The sequence below is a fragment of the Cyanobium sp. Candia 9D4 genome, from assembly GCF_024346155.1.
Classification (GTDB): domain Bacteria; phylum Cyanobacteriota; class Cyanobacteriia; order PCC-6307; family Cyanobiaceae; genus Cyanobium; species Cyanobium minutissimum.
The window spans coordinates 34,247-55,519 of the sequence record NZ_JAGQCK010000001.1; the positions used below are offsets into that span (position 1 = coordinate 34,247).

General features: G+C 71.9%; 20 protein-coding genes. 12 read left to right on the forward strand and 8 right to left on the reverse strand.

The features are described from left to right. The first annotated feature begins 32 nt into the window (after positions 1-32). The gene (locus tag KBZ08_RS00145) at positions 33-1,304 is read left to right on the forward strand and encodes a M23 family metallopeptidase (RefSeq protein ID WP_254970432.1); all 1,272 of its coding nucleotides are present in this window, start codon (positions 33-35) and stop codon (positions 1,302-1,304) included. Positions 1,305-1,311: 7 nt separating this feature from the next. On the opposite strand, the gene KBZ08_RS00150 is transcribed toward KBZ08_RS00145, so the two are convergent. Continuing rightward, on the reverse strand, positions 1,312-1,995 hold the full coding sequence (locus tag KBZ08_RS00150) for an ABC transporter ATP-binding protein (protein WP_106220401.1): 684 nt from the start codon (positions 1,993-1,995) through the stop codon (positions 1,312-1,314). Positions 1,996-2,026: 31 nt separating this feature from the next. Next, on the reverse strand, positions 2,027-3,568 hold the full coding sequence (locus KBZ08_RS00155; RefSeq protein WP_106220506.1) for an NAD(P)H-quinone oxidoreductase subunit N: 1,542 nt from the start codon (positions 3,566-3,568) through the stop codon (positions 2,027-2,029). Positions 3,569-3,764: 196 nt separating this feature from the next. Here KBZ08_RS00155 and topA point away from each other — a divergent pair, with 196 nt between their 5' ends. The 5 genes from topA to KBZ08_RS00180 are packed head-to-tail and all read left to right on the forward strand — an operon-like array spanning position 3,765 to position 9,931. Continuing rightward, on the forward strand, positions 3,765-6,566 hold the full coding sequence (gene topA, locus KBZ08_RS00160) for a type I DNA topoisomerase (protein WP_106220402.1): 2,802 nt from the start codon (positions 3,765-3,767) through the stop codon (positions 6,564-6,566). Continuing rightward, positions 6,566-7,099 carry a hypothetical protein gene (locus KBZ08_RS00165; protein WP_254970438.1) on the forward strand — a complete coding sequence of 178 codons (534 nt, stop codon included), beginning with the start codon at positions 6,566-6,568 and terminating at the stop codon, positions 7,097-7,099. The genes topA and KBZ08_RS00165 overlap by 1 nt, the downstream gene beginning before the upstream one ends. Positions 7,100-7,103: 4 nt before the next feature. Next, complete coding sequence (locus KBZ08_RS00170) at positions 7,104-7,760, forward strand: DUF2232 domain-containing protein (RefSeq protein WP_106220404.1); 657 nt, start codon at positions 7,104-7,106, stop codon at positions 7,758-7,760. Beyond that, the gene (locus KBZ08_RS16435; protein WP_106220405.1) at positions 7,757-8,908 is read left to right on the forward strand and encodes a NaMN--DMB phosphoribosyltransferase; all 1,152 of its coding nucleotides are present in this window, start codon (positions 7,757-7,759) and stop codon (positions 8,906-8,908) included. Before KBZ08_RS00170 ends, KBZ08_RS16435 begins: the two co-directional genes overlap by 4 nt. Then, complete coding sequence (locus KBZ08_RS00180; RefSeq protein WP_254970440.1) at positions 8,909-9,931, forward strand: twin-arginine translocation pathway signal; 1,023 nt, start codon at positions 8,909-8,911, stop codon at positions 9,929-9,931. Between the two features lie 27 nt (positions 9,932-9,958). Here KBZ08_RS00180 and KBZ08_RS00185 read toward each other — a convergent pair whose 3' ends face one another. After that, positions 9,959-11,056, reverse strand: a complete 1,098-nt coding sequence (locus KBZ08_RS00185) for an aldo/keto reductase (RefSeq protein ID WP_254970442.1) — start codon at positions 11,054-11,056, stop codon at positions 9,959-9,961. Positions 11,057-11,135: 79 nt separating this feature from the next. Further along, positions 11,136-11,687 (reverse strand): bifunctional nuclease family protein, encoded by a 552-nt coding sequence (locus KBZ08_RS00190; protein ID WP_106220408.1) that lies wholly within the window; start codon positions 11,685-11,687, stop codon positions 11,136-11,138. A gap of 69 nt (positions 11,688-11,756) precedes the next feature. On the opposite strand from KBZ08_RS00190, the gene KBZ08_RS00195 reads away from it, so the two are divergent. Continuing rightward, positions 11,757-12,395 carry a riboflavin synthase gene (locus KBZ08_RS00195; protein WP_254970445.1) on the forward strand — a complete coding sequence of 213 codons (639 nt, stop codon included), beginning with the start codon at positions 11,757-11,759 and terminating at the stop codon, positions 12,393-12,395. 161 nt (positions 12,396-12,556) lie between these two features. Further along, entirely contained in the window at positions 12,557-13,111 is a 555-nt protein-coding gene (locus KBZ08_RS00200; protein ID WP_254970446.1) for an HdeD family acid-resistance protein, read from the forward strand. Positions 13,112-13,154: 43 nt separating this feature from the next. Here the strand turns inward: KBZ08_RS00200 and KBZ08_RS00205 are convergent, their stop codons facing one another. The 4 genes from KBZ08_RS00205 to KBZ08_RS00220 all read right to left on the reverse strand — a co-directional run bounded on the left by KBZ08_RS00205 (position 13,155) and on the right by KBZ08_RS00220 (position 16,915). Beyond that, positions 13,155-13,532, reverse strand: a complete 378-nt coding sequence (locus tag KBZ08_RS00205) for an AbrB family transcriptional regulator (protein WP_106220508.1) — start codon at positions 13,530-13,532, stop codon at positions 13,155-13,157. A 121-nt stretch (positions 13,533-13,653) separates the two neighbouring features. Next, positions 13,654-14,262: a heme-copper oxidase subunit III gene (locus KBZ08_RS00210; RefSeq protein WP_106220410.1), complete on the reverse strand. Its 609-nt coding sequence runs from the start codon at positions 14,260-14,262 to the stop codon at positions 13,654-13,656. Between the two features lie 49 nt (positions 14,263-14,311). Continuing rightward, positions 14,312-15,979: a cytochrome c oxidase subunit I gene (gene ctaD, locus KBZ08_RS00215; RefSeq protein WP_106220411.1), complete on the reverse strand. Its 1,668-nt coding sequence runs from the start codon at positions 15,977-15,979 to the stop codon at positions 14,312-14,314. 42 nt (positions 15,980-16,021) lie between these two features. Continuing rightward, positions 16,022-16,915: a cytochrome c oxidase subunit II gene (locus tag KBZ08_RS00220; RefSeq protein ID WP_106220412.1), complete on the reverse strand. Its 894-nt coding sequence runs from the start codon at positions 16,913-16,915 to the stop codon at positions 16,022-16,024. 334 nt (positions 16,916-17,249) lie between these two features. Between KBZ08_RS00220 and KBZ08_RS00225 the strand changes: the two genes are divergently transcribed. The 4 genes from KBZ08_RS00225 to KBZ08_RS00240 all read left to right on the forward strand — a co-directional run bounded on the left by KBZ08_RS00225 (position 17,250) and on the right by KBZ08_RS00240 (position 21,266). Then, complete coding sequence (locus tag KBZ08_RS00225) at positions 17,250-18,023, forward strand: hypothetical protein (RefSeq protein WP_254970449.1); 774 nt, start codon at positions 17,250-17,252, stop codon at positions 18,021-18,023. A gap of 228 nt (positions 18,024-18,251) precedes the next feature. Then, positions 18,252-19,217, forward strand: coding sequence for a heme A synthase (locus KBZ08_RS00230; RefSeq protein ID WP_254970450.1), 966 nt, complete (start codon positions 18,252-18,254; stop codon positions 19,215-19,217). After that, a complete protein-coding gene (locus KBZ08_RS00235) occupies positions 19,210-20,205 on the forward strand; it encodes a heme o synthase (protein ID WP_254970452.1) in 996 nt (331 codons plus the stop codon). The genes KBZ08_RS00230 and KBZ08_RS00235 overlap by 8 nt, the downstream gene beginning before the upstream one ends. Before the next feature lie 38 nt (positions 20,206-20,243). Continuing rightward, the gene (locus tag KBZ08_RS00240) at positions 20,244-21,266 is read left to right on the forward strand and encodes an ABC transporter ATP-binding protein (RefSeq protein WP_106220416.1); all 1,023 of its coding nucleotides are present in this window, start codon (positions 20,244-20,246) and stop codon (positions 21,264-21,266) included. The last annotated feature ends 7 nt before the right edge of the window (positions 21,267-21,273 follow it).

The following is a 21,273-nucleotide window of genomic DNA, read 5'->3' on the forward strand; positions in this document are numbered from 1 at the left end:
CCCCTGCACGCCCCCCGGTGTCCCTCCCTGACATGGCTTCCCAGCCCCTCACCGTCCTGACGGCGCTCGGCGCCAGCGCTGCCGCCTCCTGGCTGGCCATGCCGCTGGTGCTCGCCCAGGCGGTTCCCGCCCTCGAGCCGGCGGATCAGGCGGCCCCGGCCCCGGCCCCGGCGCCGACGCCGGTGCAGCGTCCCTCGGTGCGGATCGCGGCGCCGGTGACCCGCCCCGAGTTCCAGACCCCGGTGCAGCCCCTGGCCCCCCCGCCCCCGGTCACCGGGGAAGCCCCCCCGGCCACCCTGCGGCCCGGAACGGCGGAGCGCCGGCCGGAGCCGCCCCGCCGCTTCGACGCCTCCCTCGATGCCCTGGTGCGGGAGGGGGTCGTCACCCCCGCGGAGCGCGTGCGGGTGCGCGGCTCGCTGCTGTCACCCCAGGAGGCCGCCACCCGCAGCCGGGCCTGCAAGGCCGGCGCCCTCTCGGCCCAGGAGTGCAGCACCGGCGTGATCATCATCGGCCGCGGCCGCAAGGATGGCCTCAGCGACGGCCTGGGCGAGGGGGATCTGGTGGCCGGGGGCCGCGGGGCCGGTTTCGGCGGCTTCGGCTTCGACGCCTCCCCCCTGCCGCCGATCACCGTGCCGGTCAGCGCCCTGCTCACCGGTGCCGGCGGCAGCTTCCGCCTCACCGACGTGTTCCGCGTCACCCCCCGGCCCGCCCCGATCATCGGCAACGGCAACCAGCGGCTGCTCTTCCCCTTGATCGGCTCGGCCGTCACCACCAGCGGCTTCGGCTATCGCCTGCATCCGGTCCTGGGCAGCTGGCTGATGCACGCCGGCCGTGATCTGGCCGCGCCCGAGGGCACCCCGGTGGTGGCCGCCCTCTCCGGGCGCGTCGTCAGCAGCGGCCTGGCCGGCGGCTATGGCCTGGCGGTGGAGATCGAGCACGACCGGCCCCGGCGTCGCACCCTCTACGGCCACCTCTCCGAGCTCTACGTCAAGGACGGCGAGATGGTGCGCCAGGGCGAGGTGATCGGCCGGGTCGGCAGCACGGGCCTGAGCACCGGCCCCCACCTGCATTTCGAGCTGCGCCTGCCCCAGGACGGCGGCTGGGTGGCCACCGACCCCGGCGACCTCGATCCGGGCGGCGGCCTGTTCGCCGGCCTGGCCAGTGCCGACGGCAGCGGCCCCACAGACGCGGTGGCCCTGCTGATGGGTCAGCTGATCGCCACTCTGGAGCGTCCCCGCTCCCCGCTGCCCCTGCCCGGGGAGCGGCTGAGCGTGCCCCCCACCGCCCGCCCGACGCCGGGCTGAGGGCGCCTCAGGCGCTGATGCGGCCGTCGCGGAAGTGCACCACCCGGTCGGCCCTGGCGCCCACCTCGGTTTCGTGGGTCACCAGCAGGATGGTGATCCCCTGGGCATTGAGATCGCCGAACAGGCTCAGCACCTCCTCGGTGGTGTGGGAGTCGAGGGCGCCGGTGGGCTCGTCGGCCAGCAGCATGGCCGGGTCGTTGATGATCGCCCGGGCCAGGGCCACCCGCTGCTGCTGGCCCCCGGAGAGCTGGTTGGGCTTGTTCTCCAGCCGGTGGGAGAGGCCCACCCGATCGAGGGCCGCCAGGGCCCGCCGTCGCCGCTCCTCCTTGGGGACACGGGCGTAGATCATCGGCAGCATCACGTTGTCGATCGCGCTCAGCTGGGGCAGCAGGTGGAACTGCTGGAAGACGAAGCCCAGCTGCTGGTTGCGCAGGTCGGCCAGTTCGTCGTCGTCGAGGCTGTCGACATCGGTGCCGTTGAGCCGGTAGCTGCCGGAGCTGGGACGGTCGAGGCAGCCGAGGATGTTCATCGCGGTGCTCTTGCCGGAGCCGCTGGCCCCCATCACCGCCAGGTAGTCGCCCTTCTGGACGATCAGGGAGAGGTCGTCGAGGGCGCGCACCTCGGTGTCGCCGCTGCCGTAGACCTTCGAGACGTGGACCAGTTCGGCCACCGGTGGGGGGAGGGACTCCATGGCCGCCAGGCTAGGGAAATCTGCCCCCGACTCAGCCCAGTGGGGCGATGGCGCTGGCGGCGATGGCCTGCTGCAGGATCGGGGTGCCGGCCACGGTGGAGCTGGCCCAGTCGAACAGGGGGCTGGAGAGCACCCCGCCGACGGCGGTGATCACGACACAGCCCACAAGCGCAGCCCGCAGGGGCTGCATGCCGGCCAGGTTCCAGGTGATGGCGGGATAGGCCTTGACCACATCGGAAGCCTCCTGGGGTTCCTTCACCACCATCATCTTGATCACCGAGATGTAGTAGTAGATCGACACCACGGAGGTGACCAGGCCCACCACGACAAGCAGGTACTGGTGGTCGGCCCAACCGGCGAAAAAGAGGTAGATCTTGCCGAAGAAGCCCAGCATCGGCGGGATGCCGCCGAGGGAGAGCAGGCAGAGACTCAGGCCCAGGGTGATCAGGGGATCCTTCTGATAGAGGCCGGCGTAGTCGGCGATGCGGTCGCTTCCGGTGCGGAGGGAGAAGAGGATGATGCAGGCGAACGCGCCCAGGTTCATGAACAGATAGGCGGCCATGTACAGCACCATCGCCGAGAAGCCGTCCTCGGTGCCGCAGACCAGGCCGATCATCACAAACCCCGCCTGGCCGATGGAGCTGTAGGCCAGCATCCGCTTCATCGAGGTCTGGGCCAGGGCGACCACGTTGCCCAGCACCATGCTCAACACCGCGAGCACGGTGAACAGGAATTTCCACTGGGCATCGAAGCTCTCGAAGCAGCCCACCAGCAGCCGCACCGCCAGGGCGAAACCGGCCGCTTTCGAGCCCACCGACAGGAAGGCCACCACCGGGGTGGGGGACCCCTCATAAACGTCGGGCGTCCACTGGTGGAAGGGCACGGCGGCGATCTTGAAGGCCACGGTGGCCAGCACGAACACCAGAGCCAGCGCCGTGATCGGCGAGGCGCTGGTCTGCAGGGCCAGGCCGATGGTGGCCAGGCTGGTGGCACCGCCGCTGAGGCCGTAGAGGAGCGAGGCGCCGTAGAGGAACACCGCGGCGGCGGCCGATCCCACCAGCAGATACTTCAGGGCCGCCTCGGAGCTGCGGGCATCCCGCTTCATGTAGCCCGCCAGCAGATAGCTGGCGACCGAGAGGGTTTCCAGGGAAATGAAGATGCTGACCAGATCGGTGGAGCCGCACAGGAACATGGCCCCGAGGGTGGCGGCCAGCAGGATGGCGGCGTATTCGCCCATGGGCGTGCCGCTGCGCTCCACGTAGCGCCAGCTCAGCAGCAGGGAGATCAGGGTGGAGGCGGCCACCACCGCCCGGAAGGCGATGGCCAGGTTGTCGGCCAGGAAGGAGCCCAGGAAGGAGGGCTCCAGCGGACTGTTCCACTGCAGGGCCAGCAGCACCAGGGAGGCGCCCAGACCGCCGTAGCAGATGGGCGGCACCCAGCGGCTGGCGGCCTTCTCGCCGGCCAGGTCGACCACCAGACAGACCACCAGGGTCAGCAGCACGGCCGCCTCCGGCGCGATCGCCCCGGCGTTCAGCTGCAGGGCCAGAGCGCCGGTGCCCAGACCCGAGGCGATCGCATCGGCGGCGGAAGCGGCGGTGGTGGCGGCAGGGGTGACGGAGCTCGCTGCTGCCAGAAACAGGTCGGCCACAGGGTTCGGGTAGGCGCGCGATGTGGCGGACTGTAGCCGCCATCTGGAGGGGCGGTCTGGTGCCCGGATACCCGCCGGGCCCGTCGATGCGATAAAGAAGGAAGCGGTATCGCGCCTTCCCGTGGCCCACACCCTGGTCATCGTCGAGAGCCCCACCAAGGCACGCACCATCCGGGCGTTCCTGCCCAAGACCTTCCGGGTGGAGGCGTCGATGGGCCACGTGCGCGATCTCCCCAACAACGCCAGCGAGATTCCGGCCGCCCACAAGGGCGAGAAGTGGGCCAACCTCGGTGTCAACACCGCCAACGGCTTCGAACCCCTCTACGTGGTGCCGAAGGACAAGAAAAAGGTGGTGAAGGAGCTCAAGGACGCCCTCAAGGATGCCGACCAGCTGCTGCTGGCCACGGACGAGGACCGGGAAGGCGAGAGCATCAGCTGGCACCTGCTCCAGCTGCTCGGGCCGAAGGTGCCGGTGAAGCGGATGGTGTTCCACGAGATCACCAAGGAGGCGATCGGCCGCGCCCTCGACCAGACCCGTGACCTGGACATGGAGCTGGTCCATGCCCAGGAGACCCGGCGCATCCTCGATCGCCTGGTGGGTTACACCCTCTCGCCCCTGCTGTGGAAGAAGGTCGCCTGGGGCCTCTCCGCCGGCCGCGTCCAGTCGGTGGCGGTGCGGCTGCTGGTGCAGCGCGAGCGGGCCCGTCGCGCCTTCCGCAGCGGCAGTTACTGGGATCTCAAGGCCCGTCTGGAGCAGACGGCCTCGCCTTTCGAGGCCAAGCTCACCCACGTGGGGGCCGAGCGCATCGCCGGCGGCTCCGATTTCGACGAGACCACCGGCGGCCTGAAGAGCGGCAGCAAGGTGAAGCTGCTCAGCGAGGCCGAGGCGGCCGCCCTCAAGGCCGCCGTGGAGACCTCCCCCTGGCGGGTGGCGGCGGTGGAGGAGAAGCCCACGGTGCGCAAGCCCGTGCCCCCCTTCACCACCAGCACCCTGCAGCAGGAGGCCAACCGGAAGCTGCGGCTCTCGGCCCGCGACACCATGCGCACGGCCCAGGCCCTCTACGAGCGGGGCTTCATCACTTACATGCGCACCGACTCGGTGCACCTCTCCGACCAGGCCCTGACGGCGGCCCGCAACTGCGTCGGTGCCATGTATGGCAAGGAGTTCCTCAGCCCGGCGCCGCGCCAGTTCAGCACCAAGGCCCGCAACGCCCAGGAGGCCCACGAGGCGATCCGGCCCGCCGGCGAGAGCTTCCGCACGCCGAAGGACACCGGCCTCGACGGCCGCGACCTGGCGCTCTACGAACTGATCTGGAAGCGCACCGTGGCCAGCCAGATGGCCGATGCCCGCCTCACCCTGCTGGCCGTCGACATCGAGGCGGCGGGCGCCACCTTCCGGGCCAGCGGCAAGCGCATCGACTTCGCCGGCTTCTTCCGTGCCTATGTGGAGGGAAGCGATGACCCCGATGCCGCGCTGGAGGGCCAGGAGGTGCTGCTGCCGTCGCTCGCCGTCGGTGACGCGCCCGTCTGCCGCGGCGTCGAGGCCCTCGGCCACCAGACCCAGCCCCCCGCCCGCTACAGCGAAGCGGCCCTGGTCAAGACCCTGGAGAAGGAGGGCATCGGCCGGCCCTCCACCTACGCCAGCATCATCGGCACCATCGTCGACCGGGGTTACGCCACCCTGCAGAACAACTCCCTCACCCCCAGCTTCACGGCCTTCGCCGTGACGGCCCTGCTGGAGGAGCACTTCCCCGACCTGGTGGACACGGCCTTCACCTCGAAGATGGAGCACACCCTCGACGAGATCTCCACCGGCAAGGTGTCCTGGCTGCCCTACCTGGAGAACTTCTACAAGGGGGAGAAGGGCCTGGAGACCCAGGTGCAGCAGCGGGAGGGCGACATCGACCCCGGCATCTCCCGCACGGTGGTGCTGGAGGGCCTGCCCTGCGTGGTGCGCATCGGCCGCTTCGGCGCCTACCTGGAGACCAAGCGGGTGGCGGATGACGGCAGCGAGGAGCTGCTCAAGGCCACCCTGCCCCAGGAGATCACCCCGGCCGACCTCGACGCCGAGAAGGCGGAGCTGCTGCTGCGCCAGAAGGCCGAAGGGCCCGAGTCCCTCGGGGAGGACCCCGAGACCGGCGAGCAGGTGTACCTGCTGTTCGGCCAGTACGGCCCCTATGTCCAGCGCGGCCAGGTGAGCGAGGAGGTGCCCAAGCCCAAACGGGCCTCCCTGCCCAAGGGCGTCAAGCCCGAGGACCTCAGCCTCGAGGATGCCCTGGGGCTGCTGCGGCTGCCCCGCCACCTGGGGGAGCATCCCGACGGCGGCAAGGTGCAGGCCGGGCTGGGGCGCTTCGGTCCCTACGTGGTCCACGACAAGGGCAAGGGCGAGAAGGACTACCGCTCCCTCAAGGCCGAGGACGACGTGCTGGCCGTGGGGCTGAGCCGGGCCCTGGAGCTGCTGGCCATGCCCAAGAAGGGCCGCGGCGGCCGCACCGCCCTCAAGGATCTCGGCGTGCCCGAAGGCTCCGAGGAGGCCATCCAGCTGTTCGACGGTCCCTACGGGCTCTACGTCAAGCAGGGCAAGGTGAACGCCTCCCTGCCGGAGGGCACCACCGCCGACACCCTCACCCTGGAGCAGGCGGTGGAGCTGCTGGCCGCCAAGGCCGCCAGCGGCAAGGGGGCGTCCCGCTCCCGGGCCGGCACCAAGGCCGCCGCCAAGCCCGCCGCCCGGAAGACCGCCGCCAAGACGGGAACCACCAAGGCTGGGACCGCCAAGACGGGAGCCGCCAAGGCCCCCTCCACCAGGGGCGCAGCCGCCAAGGCCGCAAGCACCACCACCGCCGCCAAGAAGCCCCCCGCCACCACCAAGTCCGGTCGCCTGCGGGCCAGCGCCGTGCGGGTGATCAAGCCCGCGGCCAGCTGATGGCCCATCCCCGCCCCCCCCTCTCGCTGGCGGGACCCCTGCTGACCCTGTCCCTGCTGCTCTCCGCCTGCGGCGGCACCTCCTTCGGCGACGCCCTGTCCCGCAGTTTCTCCCGTGCCCCGGCGACCCCCGCCGCCCCGGCCGCCCCCGCCCGCACCACCGCCCCGGCCCCGCCGGCCTCCTCCCCGGCCGCCCCCACCCCTGCGGCTGCCAGGCAGCCCCCGGCGAGTGGAGCGACCCCGCCGCCCCGCCCGGCGGCCGGCGGCGCCGGGGCCACCGGGGCCACCCCGGCGCCGCCCCTGGCCCCGGCCGTCCGGCCGGCCCCCTACCGCGTCACCATCCGGCTGCCCCAGGCGGATCCCTCCGCCCCCGCCGAGGTGGTCACCAAGGCCCTGCGGGCCGCCGGCGTGCCCTTCGAGGTGGAGACGATCGAGCGCATGCCCCCGGCCGGCTCCGGGGCCGCCGAGACCCCCGCGGGCGCCGCCAACGGCACCGCCCCCGCCACCTCCCGACCGGCGCCGGCGCCGCGCTGACCCGATGACCCCTCCCCTCCGGCGCCAGCTGAGCCACCGCCAGGCGCGCCAGCTGATGGACACCGCCTACCTGGCGGCCGCCACCGCCCTGCTCTGGGTGGCGCTCTATTACCTGCCGGTGGGCAGTCCCCTGTTCCGCCTCGCCCTGCCTTTGCCCCTGGCCCTGCTGCAGCTGCGCCATGGCTGGCGCTGCGCCGTGGAGGGCGTGGTGGTGACGACCCTGCTGCTGGTGGCCCTGATGGGGCCGATCCGCGGGCCCCTGGTGCTGTTCCCCTACGGCCTGCTCTCCCTCTGGCTGGGCTGGGGCTGGCGCCGCCGCAGCAGCTGGTGGCTCACCCTGGGGGTGGGGGGCCTGATCGGCGCCGCCGGCTTCCTGGTGCGGGTGGCCGTGCTCTCGGTGCTGGTGGGGGAAAACCTCTGGGTGGTGATCACCACCGCTGCGGCCAACCTGCTCGACCGCCTGGCGGGGGTGGTGGGTCTGGCGGGCGGCTTCGACCTCGACCAGGTGCAGGTCGCGGCCCTGCTGCTGGTGCTGCTTCAGAACCTGATCGTGGTGCTGGCGCTGCATGCCGTCGCCTACTGGATCTTCCCCCGGCTCGACCAGCCGATCAGTGAGCCGCCGCCGGCCCTGCGTGGCCTGGTGGCCCTCGACCCCCTTTGAGCCAGCCGGGGCGGATCACCGGCTCCGCCGCCGCCGCCGAGGCCTGGGTCCGGCCCTGGCGCCAGGGGTGGCGTGACGCGGAGGTGCTGGTCCTGCTGGCGGGCACCGCCACGGCCGCCGTGCCCGGCATCTCCGCCGCCGGCGCCACCCCCGCCTCCCGCCGCCGCACGGCGGCGGCCGACGCCGAACTGCTGGTGCTGGGACCCGCCGGGGAGCGCCCCCATGCCCTGCCGCCCCTGCCCGCCGGGGTGTCCCCCGCCCTGATCAGCCACGTGGTGCTGCGGGAGCTGGGCCTGGTTTCCCTCGTGGTCGACCTGGGCTGCCCGGTGGCCCCGGCGGTGGCTCACCTGCGGCTGCCGGGGCCGGCGGGGGCCGGACCGGCCCGGTGCCTGAGCGGGGGCGCGGCCCTCGACCCGGGGCGGCTGGAGGCCCTGCTGGCCCTGGGCCGGCGCTGGGGCGAGCGCCTGGCGCCTGGGGGGCGCCCCCTGCTGCTGGCGGAATGCGTGCCCGGGGGCACCAGCACGGCCCTGGCGGTGCTGAGCGGGCTGGGGGTGGCGGCCGACGGGCTGGTGAGCGGCAGCCTGCGCCACCCTGACCACGGCCGCAAGGCGGCCCTGGTGGCCCGGGGGCTGGCGGCGGCCGGCCTGGAGGGCGGCGACGGCGGTGCCGCCCGGGTGGCCGCCGCCGTGGGGGATCCGATGCAGCCCCTGGCGGCCGCCATGGTGCTGGCGGCCGCCGCCGCCGGCCGGCCGGTGCTGCTGGCGGGCGGCAGCCAGATGGCGGCGGTGCTGGCCCTGGCCCTGGCCCTGGCGCCCCCCTCCCTGCGCCCGGCGGTCGCCGCCGCCGCGGCCGTGGGCACGACCGCCTGGGTGGCCCAGGAGGCCGGCAGCGACCTGGCCCTGCTGCTGCAGCGCATCGGCGAGCGCTGGGGGGTGGAGCCCCTGGCCTTCGCGGCCGACCTGCGCTTCCCCGATCCCTGCCACCCGGCCCTGGCCGCCTACGAGCGCGGCTATGTGAAGGAGGGCGTGGGGGCGGGGGGCCTGGCCCTGCTCTGGCAGCTCAGCGGCCGCTCCGCCCCGGCCCTTGCCCGCCTCTGCGACCAGGCCTGCGCCACCCTGCTGGGGCCGCCGCCGCCTACGGTCCGCTAGATGGGTGCCCCCTTCCCCCCACCGTCGACCCCAGGCCTCAGCCGCCGCACCCTGCTGCGTCTCGGCGCCGCCTCCGCCCTCACCCTGCTGGCCGGCTGCGACCGCCAGGAGACGCTGCTGCTGGCCAGCCGCGGCGACCTGCCCACCGCCTGGGCCCGGCGCCTGCCGAACCCCTGGCGCAGCCAGCTCCTGGAGGATCCCGCCCAGGTGCTGGCCCGGGCGTCCGCCGCCCGGACGGGCCTGCTGCAGCTCAGTGACGGCTGGGCCGCCGAACTCAGGCCCGCCGACCTGCAGCCCATCGGCACCCAGGCCCTGATCGAGCGGCTGACGCCGCTGGCGGCCCCGCTGGCCCGGCTCCATGGCCCCGCCGGCGCCGCTCCGGTGGCCTTCCCCTGGTCCTACGGCCCCTGGGTCCTGGTGCTGCGCAGCCGCCCCGACCTGGCCCGGCGCCGGGCCGAGGGCTGGGATCTGCTGCTCGACCCCAGCCTGGCCGGTCGGCTGGTGCTGCCCTCCTCCCCCCGGGTGACGATCGCCCTGGTCGGGGAGGACCCGGAGCGCCTGCGGCGGCTGCGGCGGGCCGCTCTGGCCTATGACGAGAGGGACGGGCTCAGCCTGCTGCTCACCGGTGAGGCCGAGGCCGCCGTGCTGCCCCGCCAGCGGGTGGTGGGCCTGCTGCGCCGGGATCCCCGGCTGCAGGTGCTGCTGCCCGAGAGCGGCTCCCCCCTCACCTGGAACCTGCTGCTGCGGCCGGCCGGCCCCCATCCGGAGCCCCCCCTGGAGTGGCTGGGGGAGGCCCTGGAGCCCCCCCTGCTGCCGGCCCTGCTGGCGGGGGGCTGGGTGCCCCCCCTGCCCAGGGACCAGCTGCAGCGGGCCCTGGCCGACTTCCCGGCGGCCATCGCCGCCCTGCTGCTGCCCCCCCAGCCTGTGCTGGAGCGCTGCTTCAGCCTGGCGCCCCTCACCGCCGTCGAGCGGGCGGCGCTGCAGCGGCTCTGGGATGGGGCCGCCCCGGCGCCCGCCGCCTGATCCGCCCGGGCACCCATCCGAGCCGGCTCAGCCCCACAGGCGCCGCCGCGGGGCGGCCGCCAGCCGGCGATGGGTGTCCGCCAGCAGGTCCGGGATGGGCAGCTGCAGCGGGCAGCGCGGCAGACAGTCGCCGCAGCGGCCGCAGGCGGCGGCATCCACGGCCTCCCACCAGTGGCCGGCCCGGCCGATCAGGTTGTAGCGCTCCGTGGCGAAGGGCTCCATGCCATGGCCCACCGCCAGGTTGCGCAGCCGCAGCAGGGCCGGGATCGGCACGGCGTTGGGGCAGGGGAGGCACTGGCGGCACTGACCGCAGCGGTCGGCCCCGAGCCGTTGCCGGCCGGCCGCCTCCAGGCGGGCCAGGGCCGCCGCCAGCTCCCGCCCTGCGGCGCCCGTGGCCTGAGCCGTCGCGGTGGCACCGGCGTCGGCCAGGCGCACTGCCCAGGCCAGATCCTCCGGCACGGCGGCCCCCAGGGTGAGGGTGCTGATCCCCTCGGCCAGCAGAAAGCGGTAGGCCAGCTCCAGCGGCGCGAAGGGGGTGCAGTCGGCGACCAGTTCGGGGGGAGGGTCATGGAGGCGGCCGCCCTTGTCGGCCGGGGAGATGGCCATCACGCCGATGCCCGCCGCCAGGGCGGCCCGGGCCAGGGGCAGCCGCTCCCGGTCGAACAGATGCACGTGCAGGCTGCAGAAGCCGAAGCGGCCGCTGGCCAGGGCCGCCTCGATCAGGGCGGTGTCGCCATGGCTGCTGAAGCCCACCTGACCCACCAGCCCCTCCTCCGTGGCCCAGGCCAGCAGGTCGGCCCCCGGCCCCGAGAGGGCCCAGGCCAGATGCTCCGGCCGGTTGAGGCCGTGCACCGCCAGGTTGTCGAGCCGCTCGACCCCCAGTCGCCGCAGGCAGGCCCGCAGCTGGGCCCGGCCGTCGTCCGGCTCCGGCCCCGGCAGCAGCTTGGTGGTCAGCACCAGGGAGGCACGGGCGGCGGGGTCCCGCTCCCCCAGCCGCGCCAGGGCCCGGCCGAGGAAGGCCTCGGCCGGGCCGTAGGCGGGGGCCGTCTCGATGTGGTTGATGCCCGCCGCCAGGGCCGCATCCAGCACCGCCTCCATCAGCGCCGGGGACTCCAGGGCCCGCATCGTGCCGAGGGTGAAGGCCGAGACCGGCCGGCCCTGTCCGAAGGGGCGGCGTGCCGCCGCCAGCGGCGCCGCCGGCAGCTCAGAGGCCAGGGCTGCCCCCCTCGGGGCCGTCCTCCGGGCCCGGATCGGCCTCGGCGACGGTGCGGCCGATGTGGCGGATCAGGTCGGCCGGGGTGGTGCGGTCCAGGAAGCGGCGGAAATCCTCCTGGTCCTCGGCATCGGCCTCCGCATCCACGGGAATCGAGGCATCGGCGACCACCTCCTCCAGCATCCAGATGCCGCTGTCGGTGCGCAGGGCCAGGGCGATGGCGTCGCTGGGCCGGGCGTCCAGTTCGAGGGGCCGGTCGCTGCCATTGCTGAGCTTGAGCACGGCCCGGAAGGTGTTGTCCTCGATGGTGTGGATGATCACCCGCTCCAGCCGCAGGCCGCCGGCCTCCAGCAGGCTGGCCATCAGGTCGTGGCTGAGGGGCCGGGGTGGCCGCTCCCGGTTGAGGCCCGAGAGGATGTTCTGGGCCTGAGCCTGGTCGATCCAGATCGGCACCTGCCGGCGGCCGGATGGGTCCCGCAGCAGCACGATCGGACTGCGGCTGGCCGCATCCAGGGCGATCCCGGCGACACGCATTTCAACCATGGTCGGGCCCGTTCCTCGCGCGTGTTGGTCCCCGTGAAACGATTATGGCCAGTGCCGCCGCCTCAGGGGATGTTCACCGGACTGGTGCAGGCCATCGGCAGGCTGGAGCGGAGTCCGGCCGGGGTGCGGGTGCGCACCGACCTCGGCACCCTGGCCCTGGGGGACAGCGTCGCCGTTGACGGGGTCTGTCTGACGGTGGCCGAGCGCCTGGCCGATGGCTTCCGGGCCGACGTCAGCGCGGAGACCCTGGGCCGCAGCACCCTGGCCGAGCGGGCCGCCAGCGGCGGCCGGGTCAACCTGGAACCGGCCCTGCGCCTGGCCGACCGGCTCGGGGGCCACCTGGTCAGCGGTCACGTCGATGGCCTGGGCGAGATCACCGCCATCAAGCGACAGCCTGGTTCCTGGCGCCTGGAGGTGGCCTGGCTGGATCCGGCCTATGGGCGCTACGTGTGCGAGAAGGCGAGCGTGGCCCTCGACGGCATCAGCCTCACGGTGGCGGGCTGCGAGCCCGACGGCAGCCGCTTCTGGATCGCGGTGATTCCCACCACCTGGACCGGCACCACCCTGGCGGAGCGCCGGGTGGGGGACCGGGTCAATCTGGAGGCCGACCTGCTGGCCAAGTACACCGAGCGGCTGCTGCGGCCGGCGGCGGCGGCGCCCCAGGCCACCCTCTCCTCCACCTGGCTGGCGGAGCACGGCTGGGGCTAGGCCGCCGGCGCTTGCCGGCCGGGGCCCATCCGCTGCGGCCCTCCCTCAGGGGTGCTGCAACACATCAAGCGCCGTTGTCAGTGGCGGGCTGTCTTGTCACGCTGGCGACAGCGCGAATGGCGATGATGCTCTCTCCAGATGCCCCCTCCTCCCGTCAGGCCATGGGGACGGCCCTGCGCGCCTTCACCCTGGCCGAAGGGGTGATGCTGATCGTGCTGGGGGTGCTGGCTCTGGTCTTTCCCGTGCTGGCCTCCAAGTGGGTCACCGCCGTGGTGGCCATCGCCTTCCTGGTGGGGGGGCTGGTGGGCTGGATCAGTTCCCTGCTGCGCTCCCCGGGCCTGAGCCGGGCGATCACCTTCTGGCGCCTGGTGACCTCCACCCTGTTCCTGGTGCTGGGGGTGTGGATGATCCAGCAGATGGCGGCCGGTCCGGCGGCGGCGGCCATCCCGATGGCGGGCCTGGCCCTGGCCATCGGCGTGGTGTTCGTGGTGGAGGGGATGGTGGAGGTCCTGGTGGCGACCTCCCACCGTCACATCCCCGGCTGGCGCTGGGGACTGCTGAACGGCCTGGTCACCCTCGCCCTGGGGCTGCTGATCCTCACCATGAAGTTCTGGAGTCTGCTCTGGGTGGTGGGCACCCTGGTGGGCATCAGCTTTCTGTTCAGCGGCATCGATCTGCTGCGCTTCAGCGCCAGCTTCCACCCCGAGCAGGACTGAGGGCCGGAACAGGACCCGTGGCGCTGGGGGCCAGCGGCGGTGCTCAGGACGGGCCGTCGGTGCTGGCGCCATCAAGGGGCAGCAGCCAGATCGAACCGGTCTCCTTGTGGATCTCGATGCGGAACTCCTGGCCGGGCTCCAGCCCCATGCGCCGGGTGTAGGCCTGGCCGATCAGCAGGTTGCCGTTGCCGTGGACCCGGGTGCGGAACTCGGCCTGGCGCCCCTTGCCCACCCCGGCCGAGCCGCCGCCGCCGCTGCTCGACGGGGTGGCGTAGCCCTTGGCGGCCACCAGGGCGCGATAGAAGTTCTTCCGCAGCACCCGACCGCTCGGACCCACGTAGCCGCAGGCTCGGGCGATCTGCTCCTCGGGCCGGTTGCTGAGGGAACGGGCCCGCTCCAGCAGGGCCTGGCCCTCCAGCATGACGGTGCCGGCCGAACGGTCCTCGTTGACTGGTCCTTTCTGGGCACCCATCAGCCGGTCCGACGGAGACGTCTTGATTGATTGTGCCGATGATTGTGCTGATCGGGCAACAGTCAGCGAATCAGAGCAGGTAAAGAATCCCGTAAAGCACCACCCAGATGCCGTCGACGAAATGCCAGTAGAGCTCGGCGGCCTCCAGGCCGAAGGGGGTGGTGCTGGTGACGCGGCCGCCGTTGCGGGTCTGCACCCAGACCAGCAGGATGCAGATCACCCCCAGGGTGACGTGCAGGCCGTGGAAGCCCGTCAGGGCATAGAAGGTGCTGGCGAAGAGGTTGTCGGTGAGGCCGAAGGGAAGGGTGAAGTACTCCACCATCTGGCCGGCCAGAAACGCCGCCCCCAGGGCTGCGGTGAGCAGCAGCCAGTTCCGGCAGGGCCCCATCCGCCCCAGCAGCAGATTGCGGCCGGAGCGATGGAAGGTGTAGCTGCTCACCAGCAGCAGCATGGTGTTGATCGATGGCAGCAGCAGTTCCAGCTCGTAGGTGGAGCCCGCCGGCAGGGGATTGACCGCCCGGAAGGTGAGATAGGCGGCGAAGAAGCCGGCGAAGGTCATGCCGTCGGCCACCAGGAAGGTGGCCAGGCCGAAGAGCCGCAGGTCGGCATGGCCGCCGTGGGCCTCGGCGGCGGCCGCTTCGGCGGCGGTGGCGCTGCTGCTGGTGGCGAGGCTGGTCATGGGCGGGCCGACGGGGGAAGGGGAGGTGGGGACGGCAGGGGGGAGACGGTCAGCGGCGGCCGGCGCCCGTCCAGAGGTCGCGGCCGGTGGCGGCCTCGAGGCTCAGGGTGTCCTCGTCGACGCCGTAACCGTAGGGGTGCTGCACCAGAGGCGCCTCACCGACCCAGTTCTCCACCGGCGGCGGTGAAGAGGTGAGCCATTCCGGGGTGAGGGCATTCCAGGGGTTGTCGCCGGCTTCGCGGCCGCGGAAGGCGCTCACGATCACGTTGTAGAGGAACGGCAGGCTGCTGACCGCCATCAGCAGGGCGCCCACACTGCTGATCTGGTTGAGGGTGGTGAAGCTGGGGTCGTACTCCGCCACCCGCCGCGGCATGCCGTTGAGGCCCAGCCAGTGCTGGGGGGCGAAACAGAGGTTGAAGCCCACGAAGGTGAGCAGGAAATGCAGCCGGCCCAGATCCTCATCCAGCATCCTTCCGGTGAACTTCGGATACCAGTGGTAGACCGAGGCGAAGATCACGAACACCGTGCCGCCGTAGACGATGTAGTGGAAGTGGCCGACGACGAAATAGGTGTCGTGGACGTGAATGTCGAAGGGAACCTGGGCCAGGGCGACACCGGTGATGCCGCCGAAGACGAAATTGACGATGAAGGCGCAGGAAAACAGCATGGCGCTGTTGAGGGCCAGCTTGCCGCCCCAGAGGGTGGCCAGCCAGTTGAAGAACTTGATGCCGGTGGGAACGGCGATGAAGGAGGTGGCGATCGTGAAGAACAGGCGCATCCAGGGGGGGGTGCCGCTGGTGAACATGTGGTGGGCCCAGACCACCAGGCCCAGCACCACGATCGCCAGGATCGAATACACCATGGTGGTGTAGCCGAAGAGGGGCTTGCGGGAGTGGATCGGCAGGATCTCACTCACCAGGCCGAAGGCCGGCAGCACCATGATGTACACGGCCGGGTGGGAATAGAACCAGAAGAGGTGCTGGTAGACCACCACGTTCCCGCCCATGGCGGGGTTGAAGAAGCCCGTGTGGGCGACGATGTCGAAGCTCAGCAGCAGCAGGGTGCCGGCCAGGACGGGGGTGGAGAGCACCACCAGGATGCTGGTGCCGAGCATCGCCCAGCAGTACATGGGCAGCTGCATCAGCTTCAGGCCGGGGCGGCGCAGCTTCAGCACGGTGGCGATGAAGTTGATGCCGCCGAAGATCGAGCTGCCCCCCAGAAGCAGCACACTGACGATCCAGACGACCTGGCCCAGGGCCGGCGTGGTGATGCTCAGGGGTGGGTAGGCCGTCCAGCCGGACTGGGCCGCCCCGGTGATGAAGTAGCTGCCGATCAGCAGGATCCCCGCCGGCGGAATCATCCAGAAGGCCACGGCATTGAGCCTGGGGAAGGCCATGTCCCTGGCGCCCACATAAAAGGGAATCAGGTAGTTGCCGAAGGCACCGTTCACCACCGGCACGATCCACAGGAAGATCATCACCGTGCCGTGGAGGGTGAGCACTTCGTTGTAGGTTTCGCGGCTGACGAAATCCGAGATCGGGCTGGCCAGCTCGGCGCGGATCACGCCGGCCAGGGCGCCGCCGATGAAATAGAAGAGGAAGCCGGTCACCAGGTACTGCAGCCCGATCACCTTGTGATCCAGGCTGAAACTGAAGTAGCGCAGCCAGCCCTGGGGCTGGAGGCTCTCCTGGAAGTCGTTGGGGGAGGCGACGGTCATCGGGCGATGGGTGCGGGCAGTGTCGGGTTCAGGGTCGGGATGTCAGGCGGTGGGGTGGCCCGCGGCGCTGGCCACCGTGGCGGCGACGGGACTGTTCTTCTGCAGCCAGGCGTCGTAGGCATCCGGCTCGTGTACCACCACGGTGGAGCGCATGCCGCCGTGGTAAGGCCCGCAGAGCTCGGCGCAGATGATCGGGTAGCTGCCCGCCTTGGTGGGGGTGAAGGTGAGCACGGTGGGCTGGCCCGGGATCACGTCCTGCTTGAGCCGGAACTGGGGCACCCAGAAGGCGTGGATCACGTCGTTGGCCTTCATGCGCAGCTCCACCGGCCGGCCGTTGGGCACATGCAGCTCACCGCTGATGATGTCGCCTTCCGGGTAATGGAAGATGAAGGCGAACTGCATCGCCGTCACCTCCACCGGCAGGACATTGGTTTCCCCGGCCGCCGTGCCGATGCCGCCCCAGACCCGTGGGGCCTTCAGGGGATCCGTGGCAGCGAGGGAGGGGTCCGCCGCGGTGACGGACGCCTCCATCGTTTCCATCGCCGGCATCCGGTGCATGGCGGAGTGGTCGTTGAGGCTGCTCATGCCCCCCATGCGCTCGTAGATGTCGTAGCTGTAGATGCCGACGAACAGCACCACGACCGCGGGGATCGCCGTCCAGACGATCTCAAGGAGGAGATTTCCCTCGATCGCCAGGCCATCGGTGTGGTCGCCGCTGCGGCGGCGGAAGCGCACCAGGCTGAACACCACGAGGCCGACGATGCCCAGGAACAGGATCGTGCCGATGCTGAACAGCACCCGGAACAGGGAGTCGTAGACAGGCGCGTTGGCGCTGGCGTCCAGAGGCAGAAGGTTGACGTTGGTCCCCACCCACAGGCCGGTGAGCACGAGTGCCATGCCCACCAGCAGGGTGACCAGGGAAGAGGGAATGGGCACAGCGACGGCGGGGGACGGCGTTTCGGGAGGGTGGAAGCCCTGGGGCCAGCACTCCTAGGGCCAACAGCTTATGGACGGCCGTTCGCGCGCCGCGCGTTCGTTGTAACCAGAGAAGCAATTTCGTAGAAATTTCACATTCACAGCGGACGATGTGCTGATTCGCACATCTTTCAACGCCGCCAACTTCCCTGGCTTTCAGGCCGCCCGCCCGGGCCCGGGCCGGCGGCCACTGCGACCATGGAGCGCACCCACGCCCGGCTGCGGTGCGAGCGGCCGCCGGAAGGCCGACATTCCGGGGGCCCCACGCCCCTGGCCGTCCTTGAGCGGAGCTGCGATGCCTTTCACCCACGAGCAGATCCAGAGACTCCGCCACCGCCATAGGGGATACATCCTCACCCTCGCCAGCGAGGTGCTGCTGATCCTGCTGCTGCCGTTCTGCCAGTCGCACGCCTGGCTGCTTTCGCTGCTGCTGATCGGCCTGGCGGTGGTGCTCATCACCACGGTGACGCGCTACTCGCCCCTGATCAGCACCCGGCCACTGCTGTACGGGCTCGGGGGCCTGGCGCTCGCCCTGGAGGGGGTGTGGCATCTGGCCCTGGCCTTCGATCCACCGCTGGGGCGCCTGGTCACGGTGCCCCATGTGATCGCCTGGCTCCTGTTCTTCCTGGTGGCGCTGGTCCGCAAGGTGAAGACCCTGGTCCGCGAGCCCTTCGTGACGCTGGCCGTGGTGATGGGGGCCACCTCCGGCTATCTGCTGGTGGGCATCGCCGGCGGCGTGATGCTGGTGGCCCTGTGGGTGCTGCACCCGGGCGCCTACGACCTCTCCGCCCTGCCGGTGCTTCAGGACCCCAACGCTGACGCCGTGGCGATGGCGCCGGCGCTGATGGCCGCGTCCTTCATGATCCTGACCTCCGTGGGATCGGCGGTGCTCCGCAGCAGCGACGTGACCGGGCAGGTGATCACCGTGGTGATCACCATCTCGGGGCAGCTGTACATCGCCATCCTCATTGCCCTGATCCTGGGCCGCTTCCATCGCAGGCCCGGCAGCGGACGGGCCTGGCCGCCGTCCCGGTCCCATCGGGAGGGCCATCCGCCTTCTAGCCGCTGAGCCGGGATCGGTGGAGGCCCCTCCTCCCCGTGCGTCGGGACGGATCCGGTGTCTGCCCCCTGCCGTAGCGGGTATCACCACGGCAGGGGGCAGGCCCGTTCGGGCACCGTGGGTTCGTTGTAGCCAGAGAAGCAATTTCGGAGAAATTTCACATTCACTTCGGACGATGTGCTGATTCGCACATCTTTCAAGTCCCGCTAACTTGGGCAACCGGAAGAGCATTCATTCATGGCCGTGGCGCCGTCCGCGCAACCCCTGTCCCCGCTCCGGTCCGCCGCCGGGGAGAGCTGGCCCGTGCGCCTGGTGCCCGTGCTCACCGCCCACCTCGTCGTCGCCCTGGTGGCCCTGGTGGCCATCGGCGGCGCCACCCGGGTGATGCAGGCCGGTCTGGCCTGTCCAGACTGGCCCCTCTGCTACGGCGTGCTCTGGCCGGGCCGCCAGTGGAACCTGCAGGTGTTTCTGGAGTGGTTCCACCGCCTCGACGCCTTCCTGGTGGGCGTGGCCCTGCTGCTCCTGTTCGCCCTCAGCCTGCGGTTCCGCTCGCGCTTCCCGCTCTGGCTGCCCTGGAGCGCCGGTCTGGCGCTCGGCCTGGTGGCCGTCCAGGGCGGCCTCGGGGCCCTCACCGTGCTCAGCCAGCTGGCCGCCCCCACCGTCACCCTGCATCTGGCCACGGCCCTCAGCCTGGTGTTGCTGCTGAGCGCCATGCACCAGGGGCTGGAGCGCCTTGCCGCCGCCTCGGCCGCTCCGGCGGCCGGCGAGCTGCCGCCCTGGTGGTTCCCCCTCCCCGTGCTGGCCGCCCTGCTGGTGGGCGGCCAGTGCCTGCTGGGGGCTGCCATGGCCAGCCGCTGGGCCGCCCCGCTGTGCCTGCAGGCCGGCGAGGGCTGCCGCTGGCTGCTGCTGCATCGGCAGGGGGCCTATCCGGCGGCTGTCGCCGTGCTGTCGGTGGCCGCCGCTTCCCTGGCCCTCCCCGCCGGCCGGGGCCGGATCAGGGGGCTGGCCTTCGCCGCCGCAGGCCTGGTGGTGGTCCAGGTGGTGCTCGGGGTGCTCACCCTGCGGCTCCAGCTGGCTGTCCCCGCCGTCACGATCGCCCACCAGCTCACCGCCGCTCTGCTCGTCGGGGTGCTGGGTGGGCTCTGGGGAGTCTCGTTCCCGTCCCCTTCTGTTTCTGCCCGTCCCGAGGTGGCCCATGGTTAGTGTCAGCGCCGTGGCGTCCATCGCCGTTCCCTCCGCGCCGGCGGCGATCCGGCCCTCGGTGAAGCTCCCGGCCTGGCTGGAGGTGGCCAAGCCCCGGCTGATTCCCCTGCTGCTCGCCACCACGGTGGGCGGCATGGCCCTCACCGCCGCCTGGCCGCTCGACCCGGTGCGCCTGCTCTGCACCCTGGTGGGCGGTTCAATGGCCTCGGCCGCCGCCGGGGTCCTCAACTGCCTCTGGGAGCAGGAACTCGACGGCCGCATGCAGCGCACCAGCCGCCGTGCCCTGCCCTCGGGCCGCCTGGCCCAGCGCCAGGCCTTCGGCCTCGCGGTGGCCCTCACCGTTGGCTCGGTGCTGGTGCTCGTCCTGGGGGTCAACGCCCTGGCCGCCTCCCTGGCCCTGCTGGGGCTGTGCAGCTACGTGCTGCTCTACACGGCCCTGCTCAAGCCCCGCACCACCCAGAACATCGTCATCGGCGGCATGGCCGGGGCGATCCCGCCCCTGGTGGGCGCGGCGGCCGCCACCGGCCACCTGGGCTGGAGCAGCTGGTGGCTGTTCAGCCTGGTGATGGTCTGGACCCCGGCCCATTTCTGGGCCCTGGCCCTGCTGCTGCACGAGGACTACCGCTCCGTGGGCATTCCGATGCTGCCGGTGGTGAAGGGGCTGACGGCCACGGCCCGGGCCATCGGCCGCTACAGCTGGGCCACGGTGGCCCTGAGCCTGGCCGGGGTGGTCGCCCTCCCCAGCGGCGGCTGGCTCTACGGCCTGCTGGTGCTTCCCTTCAACGCCCGGCTCCTGCAGCTCAGCACCAGCCTGTCGGAGGACCCCGGCGATCCCCGCCGGGCCCGCAGCCTGTTCCGCTGGTCGATCTTCTACCTGTTCGGCATCTGTCTGCTGCTGGTGCTGGCGCGCACGCCCCTCGCCAGCGCCGTCCACCCGGCCGCCCTGCTGGCCGCCGCCCTCCATCTGGCACCGGCTGCGGCTGCCTAGATTGGCCTGGCTTCCAGCCCTTCGCGATTGATCCCGGCTTGATCGAGCTCGAGCACCTCAGCAAGCGTTTCGGTGGCCGCAAGGTTGCCCCCGTGCAGGCCCTCGACGACCTCTCCCTCAGCGTGCCGGCGGGTTCCCTTTACGGTCTGCTGGGGCCCAACGGCGCCGGCAAGACGACCGCCCTGCGCATCCTCTGCACCCTGCTGGCGCCCGATGCCGGCCAGGTCCGGGTGGCGGGGGTGGACGCCCTGGCCGAGCCCCGCGCCGTCCGGCGCCTGCTCGGCTACGTGGCCCAGGAGGTGGCCATCGACAAGATCCTCACGGGTCGGGAGCTGCTCCATCTCCAGGCCGCCCTTCATCACATGGGGGCCGCCGACCGTCTGGAGCGCACCGCCGAACTGATCGAGCTGCTCGCCATGGGGGAGTGGATCGACCGCCGCTGCGGCGGCTACTCCGGCGGCATGCGCCGGCGTCTGGATCTGGCCGCCGGCCTGCTGCACCGCCCCAGGGTGCTGGTGCTCGATGAACCCACCGTCGGCCTCGACATCGAGAGCCGCGCCACCATCTGGCAGGTGCTGCGTCAGCTGCGGGACCAGGGCACCACGGTGCTGCTCAGCAGCCACTACCTCGAGGAGGTGGATGCTCTCGCCGACCGCCTGGCCATCATCGACGGCGGCCGGGTGATCGCCGAAGGCACCCCCGCCGCCCTCAAGGGCGCCCTCGGCGGCGACCGGGTGACGCTGCGGGTGCGGGAGTTCAGCGACGAGCAGGAGGCGAGCCGGGTGCGCGACCTGCTCCAGGCCTGCCGCGGTGTCCGCCAGGTGGTGGTCAACCGGGCCCAGGGCTATTCCCTCAACCTGGTGGTGGAGGACAGCGGTGTGGTGGAGACCCTGCGGCAGCAGCTGGCCGAGGCCCAGCTGCCGGTGTTCGCCCTGGCCCAGAGCCGTCCCAGCCTCGATGACGTCTACCTTCAGGCCACCGGCCGCACCCTGAGTGACGCGGAACTCTCCGTGGCCGGTCGCCGCGACCTCAAGGAGGAACGCAAGCAGTCGATGCGATGACCCGCAC

Excerpts from the sequence above, each read along its gene's own strand:
- KBZ08_RS00235 (WP_254970452.1), top strand. The coding sequence starts at position 19,210 with ATGGTTAGTGTCAGCGCCGTGGCGTCCATCGCCGTTCCCTCCGCGCCG.
- KBZ08_RS00180 (WP_254970440.1), top strand. The coding sequence starts at position 8,909 with ATGGGTGCCCCCTTCCCCCCACCGTCGACCCCAGGCCTCAGCCGCCGC.
- KBZ08_RS00165 (WP_254970438.1), top strand. The coding sequence starts at position 6,566 with ATGGCCCATCCCCGCCCCCCCCTCTCGCTGGCGGGACCCCTGCTGACC.
- KBZ08_RS00195 (WP_254970445.1), top strand. The coding sequence starts at position 11,757 with ATGTTCACCGGACTGGTGCAGGCCATCGGCAGGCTGGAGCGGAGTCCG.
- KBZ08_RS00210 (WP_106220410.1), bottom strand. The coding sequence starts at position 14,262 with ATGACCAGCCTCGCCACCAGCAGCAGCGCCACCGCCGCCGAAGCGGCC.
- KBZ08_RS00230 (WP_254970450.1), top strand. The coding sequence starts at position 18,252 with ATGGCCGTGGCGCCGTCCGCGCAACCCCTGTCCCCGCTCCGGTCCGCC.
- KBZ08_RS00150 (WP_106220401.1), bottom strand. The coding sequence starts at position 1,995 with ATGGAGTCCCTCCCCCCACCGGTGGCCGAACTGGTCCACGTCTCGAAG.
- ctaD (WP_106220411.1), bottom strand. The coding sequence starts at position 15,979 with ATGACCGTCGCCTCCCCCAACGACTTCCAGGAGAGCCTCCAGCCCCAG.
- KBZ08_RS00200 (WP_254970446.1), top strand. The coding sequence starts at position 12,557 with ATGGGGACGGCCCTGCGCGCCTTCACCCTGGCCGAAGGGGTGATGCTG.
- KBZ08_RS00185 (WP_254970442.1), bottom strand. The coding sequence starts at position 11,056 with ATGCGGGCCCTGGAGTCCCCGGCGCTGATGGAGGCGGTGCTGGATGCG.
- KBZ08_RS00145 (WP_254970432.1), top strand. The coding sequence starts at position 33 with ATGGCTTCCCAGCCCCTCACCGTCCTGACGGCGCTCGGCGCCAGCGCT.
- KBZ08_RS00190 (WP_106220408.1), bottom strand. The coding sequence starts at position 11,687 with ATGGTTGAAATGCGTGTCGCCGGGATCGCCCTGGATGCGGCCAGCCGC.
- KBZ08_RS00225 (WP_254970449.1), top strand. The coding sequence starts at position 17,250 with ATGCCTTTCACCCACGAGCAGATCCAGAGACTCCGCCACCGCCATAGG.
- KBZ08_RS00205 (WP_106220508.1), bottom strand. The coding sequence starts at position 13,532 with ATGCTGGAGGGCCAGGCCCTGCTGGAGCGGGCCCGTTCCCTCAGCAAC.
- KBZ08_RS00170 (WP_106220404.1), top strand. The coding sequence starts at position 7,104 with ATGACCCCTCCCCTCCGGCGCCAGCTGAGCCACCGCCAGGCGCGCCAG.